We start from the raw sequence: 13,553 nt of genomic DNA, 5'->3' as shown, positions 1-13,553 counted from the left end.
TGCCCCTAAGCGTGCCTAGCAGCCTGTTTTGCTGTGACTGTTGCCCCGTCCATCAGCCATTCAAGAAAGTCATCATGGCCCAAGATAAGGAACTTGAAATTCGACTGCAGTTTTTAGACGAGGCCCAGGAATACCTGGAGACTCTAGAATCTCGGCTACTGGGTTTGGCCCAGGTAGTCGAAGCAGAAAAGATTAACGAGGCGTTGAGAGCAGCCCATTCGATCAAAGGCGGAGCCGGTCTGATGGGCTTTCAAACCCTAAGCGACCTGGCCCACCGTCTGGAAGATGGGCTGAAAGTTCTAAAAATTCAGCGGGGCTCGGTTACCGTCGATGCCAGTCTGGAGCAGCTGCTTTTGCGGTGTATAGACTGCATGGGCCGGGTAATTGCCAGCGATCGGCCTCAATCTCAGTCAGGGGGTAGGGCAAATGAGCTGCCCCCTGACTGGTTAGAAAAAGAAGCCAACCCCCTGTTTCTGCAGCTGCATGAGCGACTAGGTGAGCCTCAGGAAGAAGATGCTCACTCCATGCTCTCTCCAGAAGACGGTCAAGACATCATTCCGCTGCTGTTTGAAACCGAAGTCGAAGGCTGCCTGCAGCGGCTAGAGTCAGTACTCGACCGTCAAGACCCGCGGCTCAAAGAAGAAGTCGCCATTCTGGCTCAGGAGCTAGAGGGTCTGGGCGAAATGCTGCAGATAGAAGCCTTTGTGCAGCTTTGCCAGTCCATTGCCCAGCAAATTGAAAGTGTCAACGATGACCAGATTGTTTCGGTGGCCCAAGCCTCTTTGCAAGTCTGGAGGCGTACCCAAGCCCTAGTGGTGACAGGTAATCTGGCGACTATCCCCAACGCTCTGCCGCTCAGCCAAGTTGAGGTTGCGGAGAGTCTGAACTTGACTGAGAGCCTGGGCCTGACTGATAGCTTTGACGCCGCTGAGAGTTTCGCTCTGACTGATAACTTTGATGCGGCTGAGAGTTTCAACGCTGACAGTTTTGACGCTGAGGGTTTTGAGGCTGAAAGTCTCGACACTGAAAATCTCAACTTAGCTGACAGCTTTGATGCAGTTGAGAGCCTAGGCCTAACTGATAGCTTTGATGCGGCTGACAGTACCCCAGCGGCCGCCTCTGAACTAGATTTGCCAACCGACACCCTGGAGGCAGATTTGGCCCAGTGGTTGGCTGCCGAGGCAGCAGAAGCCGCCGCTAACCAGCCCACTGAGGTACAGGCCATTTCTCGGCCCGAACCTGCTGTTAACACTGCCTGGACTGAAGCGCCTACTCCTACCGAGACGCTTCAGGAGAACACAGTGCGGGTGCCGGTGCTGCAGATTAACCAGCTCAGTGACCTCTTTGGTGAACTCACCATTGAGCGCAACCGGCTTGAGCTGGAAGTCAAGCGCCTGCGTGACCTGGTGATGAACCTACAAGATCGCTTGCGGGTGATGGACCAAATCAACGGCGAGTTGCGCTCCGCCTACGACCGAGTAGCTACCCAGACGACTAACTCTGCTCTACAGCAGCCTCTGCTGGCGGCTGCGGCTGAACGGGAAGTGGCCCACAACGGCCACACTCTAACGCTATTAGAAGAGTCTCTCAGTCAGACCACGATTCGGGACCAGTTTGACGTGCTGGAGCTAGATCGCTACCGGGATGTGCATCTGCCCTTTCGAGAAACTATTGAGACCATCGTGCAGCTTCAGGAGGTCGGGGCCGATATTGACCTGTCCCTCGACAACACGGAGCAGACCTGCCGTGATCTGCGTAAAACGGCCCGTCAGCTCCAGAAGAATTTGACGCAGCTGCGGATGCGTCCCCTCTCAGACACTTTCGATCGCTTCCCCCGGGCTCTGCGGCAGATGTCTCTGCAGTATGGTAAGCCGGTTGATCTTAAAATCCAGGGAGGGCGCACCCTGGTCGATCGCAACGTCCTAGAGGCTTTGCAGGAGCCGCTGACTCATATCATTCGCAACTGCTTTGACCACGGGATTGAAGACAGCGAGACCCGGCTAGCCCAGGGCAAATCGGCAAAGGGTTTGATTGAAATTCGAGCCTACCAGCAGAGCAGCCGCACTCTGATTACCATCCGTGATGACGGTGGCGGCATCGACACCGAAAAAATCCGGGCTAAGGCTCGCCAGATGGGCTTAGACGAGGGGCTGTTGAGCGCAGCTAGCAACCAGGAACTGTTATCGCTCATCTTTGAGCCTGGGTTTAGCACTGCTGGTCGGGTCACCGATCTCTCTGGTCGAGGCATTGGTATGGACGTTGTCCGCAGTCGATTAAAAGACATTCGGGGCGATATCCAGGTGGATACTCAACCGGGGCTGGGCACGACCTTTACCCTGTCAATTCCGTATACGCTCTCGGTGACTCGGGTGCTGGTCGTCGAAAGCCACGGGATGCGGATGGCGTTTCCGGTGGATGCTATTGAGGAGCTGCTTTTGCTGGCCTCAGAGCAGATTATGTCTACCGCAGGCAAAGAGATGTTTGAGTGGGAAGACCAGATTGTGCAGCTGGTGCCCCTGGCCCGCTGGCTGGTCTTTAACTGCCCGGTGCAGCTAGAAACCCCAGAAATTGCGCCGACTATTTCTGCTCCTACAGTGCTGCTGGTCGAACATAACGGTCGGCTGGTTGGCATTCAGGTAGAGCGGTCTTGGGGTGAGCAAGAGGTGGCGATTCGCCGGATTGAGGGCAACTTGCCTATGCCTCCTGGCTTTAACAGCTGCACCATTTTGGGCGATGGTCAGGTGGTGCCCCTGGTTAATGTGCCTGAACTGCTCTACTGGGTGGCCAGCCTTGAGGTAAATGGCGACAGCAAGCAACCCAATCAACCTGTTTCTAATCGGCCCGCAATGGCTGGGTATTTGCCAGCCTCGGAAGCTGCTGGTACGCCTTTCCAAGGAACGATGCTGAAGCGGCCCCAAAGGCCAACGATTTTGGTCATCGACGACTCGATTAATGTGCGGCGGTTGTTGGCCCTGACGCTTGAAAAAGCAGGCTATCAAGTGGCTCAGGCTAAAGATGGGCAAGATGCTTTGGACAAATTGAATGCAGGATTAACGGTTAATGCTGTGCTCTGTGATGTGGAGATGCCGCGACTCGACGGCTATGGGTTCTTGGCTCAAATTAAGGCCCAACCGGTCCATGACTTACTGCCGGTTGCCATGCTCACGTCACGGGGCAGCGAAAAACACCGGCAGCTGGCTGCCAACTTAGGTGCCGCTGCTTACTTCACTAAGCCCTACAACGAACAGTTTCTGCTCAAGACGCTGGCAGCGCTTGTTGAGCAGGCCGTAGTCAGTTAATCTTGCCGGAGCCCTTACCATGACCTCTTCGAGAAGAGCTGCTCGCCGCAACCTCAAGGCCCTGCCGAGGGCTCCTATTCACCAAATGATCACCTTTCCTGTCCGTCAGGATTGGTTTGCCCTGCCAATTCAGACGGCGCAAAAGGTGGTGCCCCTGACTGCAGTCCACAGCAGCGGACATGCCCATGGCTTGGGGCTGATTTTGATTGATGGCCACCGGGTGCCAACGATTGATCTAGAGCGCCACATCTACCGAGATGTGCCCCAGGCCGTCTTACCTGCTGTCGGTTATTCAGCCAAGCTACCTTTGCCGGAACTGATCGACCCCCGCCATGTGGTGATTATTAAATTGCCCCAACTTGCTGAAGTGCTGGGTCTGGTGGTGAGCCATGCCCCAGTGCTTCGGCGGGTGCCTCAATCGGCATTTGCCCCGATTTCGGTGGCTTTTCTGAGCATGAGCCAGATGCGCTGTGTAAATGCTGTTATTTCTTTACCGCAACAAGAGGATCCTATTTTTCTGCTGGATTTGGAGCAGGTCTTGCCCCCGCTGCTGCCGCCCTCTCCAGTCAATGTCTAAAAAATAGTTCAGGATGGGTCGTCCCCCAAGATCGGACGGCCTAGGTAGAGGGTGAGAAATTCTCTTGCAGCGATTGGATTTAGGGTTTCCAGGGCAGCAAAGATCTCAGTGACCGCTTCAGCAGAGGGATCGCTAGACTCGTTGAACCATTGGTTAACGGTAGAGCGCCCGATTCCCATTGTTACCGCTAAGCGGTTTTGGCTGATTTTGTACTTCTCAAGCACTTGCCTGAGTGCTTTTCCTGCTTTACCCATGCCCCAATACTGTCAAAGGAACATAACCAAGTAAATGTACAAAATTCTGCACATTGGGCTAGGATGAGAGTGTACAAAATTTTGTACACTCTCATCCTTTAAGGGGCTGTCCCTATGTCAGAAGATCAACTTGCTCAATCTGATGATTCGTTTGATAGCACGGTAATTGAGGTGTTTACGAATACCTAGAAACACACCAATCGAATGATTTTGATCGGTGCGCCGGGTTGGGTTAAGAGAGTTATTCATTTGCTGCACGCTGCCCAAATCACGGAGATTAGGAGTTGGTCGCGATTAATGCCTACTCGTAAGCCCAATGAGCTGATCAGCTTGATGCAGCGTCCTAGGGTGGATGAGTGAGTGGAATTGGGTGGTCGGGTAAATGCGATCGCACCCCCAGGTCTTTTCTCTACGGGGTTGCTCCTCCCTCACGGCTGCCGACAAATGCCGAATACCGAGGTATACCCGTGGAGAAATGTGGTTCCTCCAATGGGGCCAATTTCGCCGCCGCAGAAGAAGCCGCTAAGCGGTACCTGATCGAGGAAGCGGTTAAATAGCCGGGAGTCGAAGTTGGGCTCTTTGTATAGACCTTCGCCCCGGCCCATGCAGGAAAACAGCAGGGCTCCTACTGGAGAGGCGGTTTGAAACTGCGACTGGAGTTGGTAGCGGCTGAGCAGGGTTTCTAGGTCTTCGGCGGAGGTTCGAGCATCGCGCAGGTGAAACTGCACTCGCTGGCCGGGGCGAATGCGATCGCCAATGGCAATGGCCCCGGCTTTAGGATCTACGCCGAGCAGGTTGCGGATGAGGAAGTCGCCGTGTTCTAGGGTGAGCTTAAAGCCGTCTTGGGCAACACCTATGAATAGAGAGTGCTGAGCGAGGCTGCGGTCTTCTTCGCTGAGGATTTGAAACAGCTCCTGCAAAATCTCTAGCGGGGGGCGCAGTTCATTATTGCTGTCGGGGTCTTCAAGCCTGAGCAAGATGTTGCGCTCGGCTTCGGCAACTCGGTAGGGATTGCCGATCGGGCGACAGCCCTGAGCCACGATTGTATCTAGAACAACGTGACCGCAGAGGGCGACCCCGACAATGCCTTCTTGGTGCAGAGTGCGATCGCAAAATAGTCCGCTGCTGCGGTTGAGGCCGTTGGCACTGGCCAAGCCACCCACCTTAACGGCTCCGGGATAGGCAAAATCTAGACCCTGCAGCAGATCATTGATGCCTGAGGCGAAGGGATCGGCCATCAGAATAAACTGGGGGTTGTCTGCCGGGTCTACCCCGATTAGATCAATCCAGTTGCCAGGTGGACTGTCGAGGTCAGGCAATGCTCCGCTAGGAAGATGGAAGCTGTGAACTTTGACTCCCGGTAGAGAGGCGACACTGAGGCTGAGGGCGGGCTTGCCCTCAACTTCCAGGGCCAGATCGTCGGGGCTCATGCCGATTACCCCGCCGCCGCTACAGCCGATCAGAGCAGGCATTGGTAGGGCTTCTTGCAGCAGGGGCAACAGCCGAGGAAGTTCGCTGGCAAAAGCCGATGAAATAAAGAGCAACCCCAGGTCTGGCTGGCCTGAAAAGCGAGCCTGGATGTGCTCAACCACCTCCCCAACAGCGCCCTCTAGGGAGGCTCGAGTAGATAGGGCGCTGACCCACTTCATGGGTTCATACGTCTCATCCATGCTGGCGCACCTTCTGAATAAACCTCAATGTTTGATTCTAACGGGATTCTGACAGAGCCTGAAACGACCGAACTAGGCATTTCTCAGGACAGATGTCGATTTGCGATCGCAGGGTAAGATTAAGGAAAGTTAAGGCGGGGGCCTACTTCTCTCTTACCATCCTAAAAACAATCTGCAGCCCCAAAAAACATAAAGCCTTAGCCAGTGTGGTTTTTACGGCCATACCGAACCCAACCAGTACACTATACTGGGCAGAGAAGTTGCAGGTTAGACATCGCGCTTTTAGAGACGATCTCCCTGAAGCGTTCCTGTTGTTTATCAATAACACCCCTAAAAGTCCATGAGCGATATCCAAAACAAAATCCACGAAGAAATTGAAAGCGCTCGCGCCGCCTGCGATGCCACAGGTTCTAGTTCTCAAGAGTGTGCTGCTGCCTGGGACGCCGTTGAAGAGCTACAGGCAGAAGCTTCCCACCAGCGGGACAAAGGCCCTGTCAAGTCTTCTTTTGAGAAGTACTGCGACACCAACCCCGAAGCTGACGAGTGCCGCGTCTACGACACCTAAGCGGTTCTTTGTCCTGTGAATGGCCTTAAGCTTCGGCAACCGCCTCTAATAAGCATCTTTTGTTGAAGCGTCCTGTGGTTAACGGGGCGCTTTTTCACGAATTTTTATGACCCTACACGTTTACGGCATCCCTACTTGCAGCACATGCAAAAAAGCTCTGGCCTGGCTCGACAGTCAGGGCGTGAGCTACGAATTTATCAACACCAAGGCAGCACCGCCTTTGCGATCGCAGATCGAAAGCTGGGTTGCCACCTTGGGCGCTAAACCCTTGCGTAATACCTCCGGCCAGTCTTACCGAGCCTTGGGAGCAGAAAAGCAAACCTGGAGCGATGCCCAGTGGGTAGACGCCTTTGCCGCCGATGCCATGCTGCTCAAGCGCCCCCTCTTTGTAGAAGCGGGTCAAGCTGTTTTAGCAGGTTTTCGCGGCACGGATGAGGAACTGCGGCAGAAATTGGGGCTTTAGGGAGACGGGGGAAAGGGGAGACGCCTCTCCCCCTGCTGTAGCTCAAACTCGACGTGATTGATTTTGACAGGGAGTATATTCTTAGGAGTGTTCTGAAATCGTCTTTGCCGTCCCTGTTGCAGGTGGATTATGGAGTACTGGGAGTTTCTACTGCAAAAAGAGGGAGATCAGGCATGGCTACCCCTAGAGTCTGCCCAGGTAGAGATCTTAGAGGGGCGCTACCGGGTTATGGCCCACAGCAGCCAGCTTTTGAGCCCAGTCAGAGTTCGCATTAGCCAGCTTATTCAAGACCAGGCAACGCCTCGGCGGCGGCTGATGAAGCGCACAGGTGAGACCAATGAAGCGGGCTTGATGGTGGTCATGCCCTTTACCTGGCTAAACGCAGGCATTTGGGAGATTCACTGTGCCGACGACAGCCAGACAGGCAACGCTGCGGGCTGGCAGTACGCTATTCAGCTGAGGGTTTTGCCGCAGGAAATTAACGAGGGCGATGAGTGGTTTCCAGAAGACTGGACTGCTGATAGCTCAGCCTCGGAGGATCGGGTTTCTTTTGCCGGCGCAGAGGCAAGCTCTGACATTTTGATCAGCCCCGACTCGGCGCTCATTTCCCAAACGGCTTTGGTAGAAGCTTTTGGTGCGATTGACCAGGCTCTCTCTGAAGCGATGGTCAGCGGGGAGGAAAGTGCTGCCCAGGGTTTGGTCTTGAGCACAACGCATCGTTTGGAGTTGGCTCAGTCTGCCTTTATGGTGAACCAGGGGCAGGTGCTGATGGTGGTAGGCCAGGTCAAGGCCGTGGAGGCGCTGTCAACAGGTTCGGTAGAGGCTTTAACCCTGGCGCTGCGCCTGCTCGACCCCCAAAGCGGCACTGTAATTACAATGCTGCAGCACCCGCTAGAGGCCCAACCGCTGCCCGCTGCCTTTGCTATTCCGGTGACGCTGCCGGTTGACTTAGAGACGCGGCTGTTGCTGGGCGAGCTGATTTTGGTGATGCCCGCTGGAGCTGCAGCCCAGGTCAAGGCGCTGCAGCGCTTTACGGTAACGGTGGATTTGGTGGCGCTGTTTGATGCGATCGCAAATCAGGCCGAAACCGATGAGAACCTAGATATCGTCTTTCCCCCCGATCCAGCGGCGTTCCCGGAAGACCCGGCTAGAAATATCGCTGGGCTAGATCTGGCCCCGCCACCGCCACCCACAACAGACCTGCCAGAACCGCCACCCAGAGCCGTGCCGACTCTGCTGCGGCCTAAAGTAGGATTAATCCTGCCGCCCAAAATTCACCACCCCGATCCCCCCGAAACCGGGGCTCATGAGCCTACTCTGCCGTTCTTCCAGACTAAAGCGGCCCCTAAAAAACGGCCAGCAGCCAATCCCGCCGATGAGACTGATAGCTCAGCCCTAGTGCCGACTGCCGAGCCTCAGCCCCTTTCCCTCATCGATAGCGAGTTTCGCACCCTAAACCTGCAGGAGCGGTTTTGGTCGCGGCTTAATTCTCTGGCGATAGAGGCCCATGAAGCCACTGCTCGCCGTCAGGCCGAGCTTCAGGCTGCCAGAGATCTGGCCACCCCTGCGACTGATCTGTCGCCCCTAAGCGACCCCTGGGAAGAGTCTTTTGCTAGAGATGCTGCAGGGCAAGAGCCTTTTGCCGGTGAAGTGGTGATCTATGAAGATCCAGAGGAGCCAATAGCGCCTGCCCCCATCCCCGAGGAAGCCGCCCCCGAAACAGACGACATTCTCAGCCCGCCGCCACCGATGCTGGAGGTGCCAGAAGGGGAACTGCGATCGGGAGATCGGGTATCGATTACGCTGCGCATTCCCTACTACCCCAATCGGCTTTACCTCAAGGTTTGGATTACCGACCCTCAAACCCGCACTCTGGCAGACGAGCCGAGACAAATCACTAACCTCAGCCCCGATGGCCAGGGAAATCTAGAGGGCAGCCTTCAGCTCATGGTTCCGATGGGCTGTTTGGAGGCGTGGTTTGAAGCGATCGCAGTTGACATGGTGACTCAGCAGGAAAGCTACAAGACCAGCGTTAGCCGCACCGTCATCCCCCCTGAGATCAGCACCTCAACGCTAGACGAATTTGATTTGTAGGGCGTGTTAAGAGATTCGCAAAGTTTGTAAACGAACTGCAGTAAAACCGGCAATTCGCAGTAATCTGATCCCTAATGCTGTGATTTTGATGTTGAGATAGGAAAAACCCTATGGCAGCTTCCTTTTTACCCTCGATTCTGGTGCCCATGGTCGGCATTATCTTTCCTGCTGTTGCGATGGCAGCTCTGTTTCTGTACATTGAGCGAGATGATGCCGCTGCTTAAGGCAGCCTAAACCTGCTCGATACCTCTGCTTTTTCGCATAGTCATGGTTATTAGGGGGTGCAAAGTAAAACTTTGCACCCCCCTTTCTGTTGGCTAAGCCTCTGCTTGCTAAGAGCCGCTGCCGCCACGAGTAAATAGCCGAAAATACAGAGCCTTGCTCCACTCGCTGAGGGGAAAGACCAGATAGGTCAGGGGGTTGATTGTGACGATGATGTTGCGGATGTCGCGCTTTGCCAGTGCGACGACGGCCCAAGCGACCCATCCGGCTCCCATCACGCCGACCGGGTTGAGATTGCTCTTAAACGGCCCCAATATGAGCTTGCGCACGACGCAGGGAGCATCGAGGCGGCGCAGGGTGATCAGTTCACCGATGAGCCGCTTGGAGACTTCGTAGAGGGGGCTGAGGGCAGGGTTGACCTCAGCTTCGGAGGTGTTCACCCAGACTTCTTTAGTGGCGCGCTCGGGGGAGGTTTCGACCGTGGTGAAAAACAGCTCCATCAGCCGCCAGCCTGAGAGGGCGTTGACTTCTAGCGAGGCTTCAATGGCGGTGGGGTGGCGCTGCCCGTTAACATTTAGCCCGTGGTTAATAACAAGAATATCGACGGTTTTAAGCAGATCTCGCAGCTCGCTTTCCTGTCCTGGGCTCCACTGTACGATGGGCACGCCTGCCCCCAGGTCGGCCTGCTCTGAGGTGGTGAGGGCAATCGGCTTGGCTTTGTGCTGGGCCAACTCGTGGATTAGCGCCCGCCCTAAGGTGCCAGACGCGCCGGTAACGGCAACGGTTTTGCCTTTGAGAGAAACGGCAGTCCCCATGAGTTTGTCGCTAATGGTAAAGTGTCCAGCGTAGTAGGCGTTGGTGTCGTCGAAGTGGTGCCGCCAGTGATAGGTGCGGTTGACCTGCCAGCCGCCAGGTAGGGCCGTTAGCTCTCCCGGCTCATGGGTTAGGTCAGTATCCAGCAGCCACCCCTGGGAGCGAGCTAGGGCCGATGCCAAAAAGCCAAAGGCGTAGATAAAGCCCACCCAAAAGCCCCAGAGAGGGGTGAGAAGTGCGATCGCACCCATCACCGTCATCATCACTAGCGATTCTGGTACATCGTTGTAGATCTGGGCCTTGCGGTAAATCTCTTCACTGACGGGCGTAAAGTCTTTCTTAAATGCCTTGTGGTGCCAGTTGTGCAGCCTAATCAAAGGCGGCCAAGTATGGCTGACAACATGGTATCCATCGCGCACCAGCTCGACCAGCAAGATCGAGACTATCCCCCAAAGTCCCTGCACCACCCACATGCTCAATGCCATTCCGACAATACCTCACGCCACACAGCGCCCATTGATTCAAAATCTAGAGTTTCCAGACCAGCTCTTTTTGCCCGGTTTTTGCCCCTTAAGTAGGCTTAACCGGTGATTAAGCCCCTCCTTCGCAGGGTAGCCTAAACCAGAGCGTTACAGTCCGTTACAGATCCTCTGACATTATTCATTGGAACAGCCAGTTGCTCAATCCCCACTCCGTAAGATCAAGGCTGAAATAGCAAAATGCTGCCAGGCGAAGCTCGCCTAGCAGCAGGTTTGGGGGGACTGGACTAAAAGAGGCCAGTTAGATTCAGGAGTGGAAGTCCTTCAGTAGGTTCAACCTCATAGCCCTAGTGAGTGATTTCTAGCAGGATAGTGCCAGAGCCGCTTAGGGCCTCAAGCCAAAAGTTAAGGCCGATAAAGGCTGAGGTCGACTGACCCCAGCAGACCCTAAACCCTAAACCTTAGACCTCAACCTTCACGCCACGCCAGAACGCAACATACCCCTTGATATTGTTAGCAGCAGACTTAGGTTCGGGATAGTACCAGGCAGCATCTTTATTCACCTCGCCGTCTACCACCACACTGTAGTAGCTGGCAGTTCCTTTCCAGGGGCAGCTGGTATGGGTATCGCTGGGCTGAAAATATTCCTGCTTAATGGCATCGGGGGGGAAGTATTGATTTCCTTCGACTACTTCACACTGATCGCTCTCAGCAATTACGGCACCCTTCCAAATAGCTTTCGTCATAATCGGTTTCCTTGAATAAGTTGTTTCTCTTTATTAAGTAACAAATTTGGAGAAGATGGGGGTGGTGAGGAGGGTGGGGAGATGGGGGTGGTGAGGGGGGGGGGGAGATGGGGGTGGTGAGGAGGTTAGGAAACTTGAAGGGGAATTAAGTTTTTTGGGGTTTGGCTACGTTTTTTGAATGGCGATCTCTCATCCACTCCCAAATCTGTCCTGCTCCCGCCTCCAGAGCAATTGCTTCAGAGTTAGGCTGATCCTAAGCTGCGGTACGATAACCGCAAGGTCCCCCATTAACCTGTGTTTGTGCTATGAACGCGCCAAGTCCTCTCGTCCTTAAATCGATCCACGATCGCGACCTCAGCTTTATTAATATTCAGCGTCGTTACGAGACGGCTCAGTCGTTACCGGAGATTTGGCCGGTTGCGGCGCAGCGGTTTGGGGGCACGATGGCAATGCACGATCCTCATGGCACACCGCCTGCCTCGCTGACCTATCGGGAACTGTGCGATCGCATTCAAACCTTTGCCAGTGGACTACAGGCCCTAGGTGTAGAGCCCTATGCCCACGTGGCGTTGTTTGCCGACAACAGCCATCGCTGGTTTATTGCCGACCAGGGCATCATGACCGCTGGTGGAGTCGATGCTGTTCGTAGCGCCACAGCAGAAAAAGAAGAGCTGCTCTACATTGCTGAAAACAGCGATAGCACCGTTTTAGTAGTCGAAGATCTCAAGCTGTTTAATCGACTGCGAGACCGGCTCGATAGCCTGCCCATTCGCCTAGTAGTACTGCTGTCTGACGAGTTGCCTCCTGCTAACGACCAGCTTAAAGTCGTGAACTTTCCGCAACTGCTGGAGCTGGGCAACAACCGACCGCTATCAGCCGTCAGCCTCAGTCCTAAGGATTTGGCGACTTTGATCTACACCTCTGGCACCACTGGCAAGCCCAAAGGGGTCATGCTCACCCACGCCAACCTGCTGCAGCAGATCAACACGCTAGGCGGGGTAGTGCAGCCCCAGGCAGGAGATCGAGTTCTAGGCATTTTGCCCTCTTGGCACGTCTTTGAGCGCACCGTAGAGTACTACCTCTACTCCCAGGGCTGCACCCAGACCTACACCAGCATTCGCCACGTCAAAGCCGATCTGCGCAGCGTCAAGCCGCAGTACATGGTGGGGGTGCCCCGGCTGTGGGAGTCGATCTATGAAGGCGCGCAAAAGCAGTTTCGAGAGCAGCCCGAGAACAAGCAAAAGCTGATCAACACCTTCTTTGGCATCAGCAACCGCTACGTCACCAACCTCTGGCGTTATCAAGATCTCAAGCTCGATGAACCCAACCTATCGCCTTTACAGCGGCTAGTAGCGGGGCTGGTAGCTTTGGCCAACTGGCCCGGCCACCTGTTGGGGAAAAAGCTGGTTTATAGCAAGGTCAGAGAGGCGACCGGCGGCGAGGTTAAGCAGCTAATTAGCGGCGGCGGCTCGCTGGCCCGTCATATCGATGTGTTTTTTGAGGTGATTAACGTACCGCTGCTTGTAGGCTACGGTCTCACCGAAACGGCTCCAGTGCTCTCGGCTCGGCGACCCTGGCGCAACCTGCGAGGAGCCGCCGGACAACCCATCCTCGATACCGAACTCAAAATTGTTGACCCCGAAACCGGCAGAGATCTGCCCCAAGGCGAAAAGGGCCTAGTGCTGGCCAAAGGGCCGCAGATCATGTCTGGCTACTACAAAAATCCTGAAGCTACGGCCAAGGCCATTAACCCCGAAGGCTGGTTTGATACAGGCGACCTGGGCTGGATTACCCGCGACTACAACCTGGTGCTAACCGGTAGAGCCAAAGACACCATTGTGTTGACCAACGGGGAAAACATTGAACCCCAGCCGATTGAAGATGCCTGTGTGCGCAGTGCCTACATCGACCAGATCATGCTAGTCGGGCAAGATCAGCGATCGCTAGGAGCCCTCATCGTGCCTAACCTAGAGGCGCTGCAGCAGTGGGCTGCCACTCAGTCTCTGTTCATTGACCTGCCCGATGAAGAAGCGACGGCCCCGGCAGGCTCCACGCTGATCACTTTAGAAGATGAGCAGGTGAAGAAGCTGTTTCGCTCAGAGCTAAACCGGGAAGTGCAGAACCGACCTGGCTATCGCCCTGACGATCGCATTGGCCCAATTTTCCTAATTAGCGAACCGTTTACCATAGATAATGGTCTATTGACTCAAACTCTAAAAGTTCGCCGCAACATCGTTACGGAACGGTATCGAGGTATGATCGACGCGATGTTTGCCTAAAGACGCCATTTCATTGAAGTTTTGGCGAATCTCGCAAGCAACTGGTACAGGCTGCCTCAGAGCCTGTAACCATAGCATTGAACTCCTGTCGA

General features: G+C 54.9%; 11 protein-coding genes. 7 read left to right on the top strand and 4 right to left on the bottom strand.

The genetic code is table 11. From position 1 onward, the window contains the following. The first annotated feature begins 74 nt into the window (after positions 1 to 74). Positions 75 to 3,299: a hybrid sensor histidine kinase/response regulator gene (locus H6G13_RS10590; protein ID WP_190483170.1), complete on the top strand. Its 3,225-nt coding sequence runs from the start codon at positions 75 to 77 to the stop codon at positions 3,297 to 3,299. 19 nt (positions 3,300 to 3,318) lie between these two features. Beyond that, positions 3,319 to 3,876, top strand: coding sequence for a chemotaxis protein CheW (locus H6G13_RS10585; protein ID WP_190483169.1), 558 nt, complete (start codon positions 3,319 to 3,321; stop codon positions 3,874 to 3,876). Between the two features lie 8 nt (positions 3,877 to 3,884). Here the strand turns inward: H6G13_RS10585 and H6G13_RS10580 are convergent, their stop codons facing one another. Together H6G13_RS10580 and H6G13_RS10575 are read right to left on the bottom strand one after the other, a co-directional pair. Continuing rightward, the gene (locus H6G13_RS10580; RefSeq protein WP_190483168.1) at positions 3,885 to 4,130 is read right to left on the bottom strand and encodes a helix-turn-helix transcriptional regulator; all 246 of its coding nucleotides are present in this window, start codon (positions 4,128 to 4,130) and stop codon (positions 3,885 to 3,887) included. Positions 4,131 to 4,558: 428 nt separating this feature from the next. Then, the gene (locus H6G13_RS10575) at positions 4,559 to 5,800 is read right to left on the bottom strand and encodes an FIST N-terminal domain-containing protein (protein ID WP_242028257.1); all 1,242 of its coding nucleotides are present in this window, start codon (positions 5,798 to 5,800) and stop codon (positions 4,559 to 4,561) included. Positions 5,801 to 6,140: 340 nt separating this feature from the next. Here H6G13_RS10575 and H6G13_RS10570 point away from each other — a divergent pair, with 340 nt between their 5' ends. From H6G13_RS10570 to psaI, 4 genes are all read left to right on the top strand, one after another. Continuing rightward, positions 6,141 to 6,365, top strand: coding sequence for a Calvin cycle protein CP12 (locus H6G13_RS10570; protein WP_190483167.1), 225 nt, complete (start codon positions 6,141 to 6,143; stop codon positions 6,363 to 6,365). A 106-nt stretch (positions 6,366 to 6,471) separates the two neighbouring features. Next, positions 6,472 to 6,828 (top strand): Spx/MgsR family RNA polymerase-binding regulatory protein, encoded by a 357-nt coding sequence (locus H6G13_RS10565; protein ID WP_190483166.1) that lies wholly within the window; start codon positions 6,472 to 6,474, stop codon positions 6,826 to 6,828. A 129-nt stretch (positions 6,829 to 6,957) separates the two neighbouring features. Next, positions 6,958 to 8,922, top strand: coding sequence for a hypothetical protein (locus tag H6G13_RS10560; protein WP_190483165.1), 1,965 nt, complete (start codon positions 6,958 to 6,960; stop codon positions 8,920 to 8,922). A 110-nt stretch (positions 8,923 to 9,032) separates the two neighbouring features. Next, positions 9,033 to 9,146: a photosystem I reaction center subunit VIII gene (gene psaI, locus H6G13_RS10555; protein ID WP_190483164.1), complete on the top strand. Its 114-nt coding sequence runs from the start codon at positions 9,033 to 9,035 to the stop codon at positions 9,144 to 9,146. A 108-nt stretch (positions 9,147 to 9,254) separates the two neighbouring features. Here psaI and H6G13_RS10550 read toward each other — a convergent pair whose 3' ends face one another. Both H6G13_RS10550 and H6G13_RS10545 read right to left on the bottom strand, forming a co-directional pair. Next, on the bottom strand, positions 9,255 to 10,442 hold the full coding sequence (locus tag H6G13_RS10550; RefSeq protein ID WP_199305837.1) for a bifunctional sterol desaturase/short chain dehydrogenase: 1,188 nt from the start codon (positions 10,440 to 10,442) through the stop codon (positions 9,255 to 9,257). A 455-nt stretch (positions 10,443 to 10,897) separates the two neighbouring features. Next, the gene (locus tag H6G13_RS10545) at positions 10,898 to 11,182 is read right to left on the bottom strand and encodes a DUF427 domain-containing protein (RefSeq protein ID WP_190483163.1); all 285 of its coding nucleotides are present in this window, start codon (positions 11,180 to 11,182) and stop codon (positions 10,898 to 10,900) included. A 305-nt stretch (positions 11,183 to 11,487) separates the two neighbouring features. Between H6G13_RS10545 and H6G13_RS10540 the strand changes: the two genes are divergently transcribed. Continuing rightward, complete coding sequence (locus H6G13_RS10540) at positions 11,488 to 13,461, top strand: long-chain fatty acid--CoA ligase (protein WP_190483162.1); 1,974 nt, start codon at positions 11,488 to 11,490, stop codon at positions 13,459 to 13,461. Positions 13,462 to 13,553: the final 92 nt, after the last annotated feature.

Source organism: Pseudanabaena sp. FACHB-2040 (assembly GCF_014696715.1).
Lineage (GTDB): Bacteria > Cyanobacteriota > Cyanobacteriia > Phormidesmidales > Phormidesmidaceae > JACVSF01.
The sequence above is the reverse complement of the archived record's forward strand: the minus strand, read 5'-3'. Positions and strand labels throughout refer to the sequence as shown.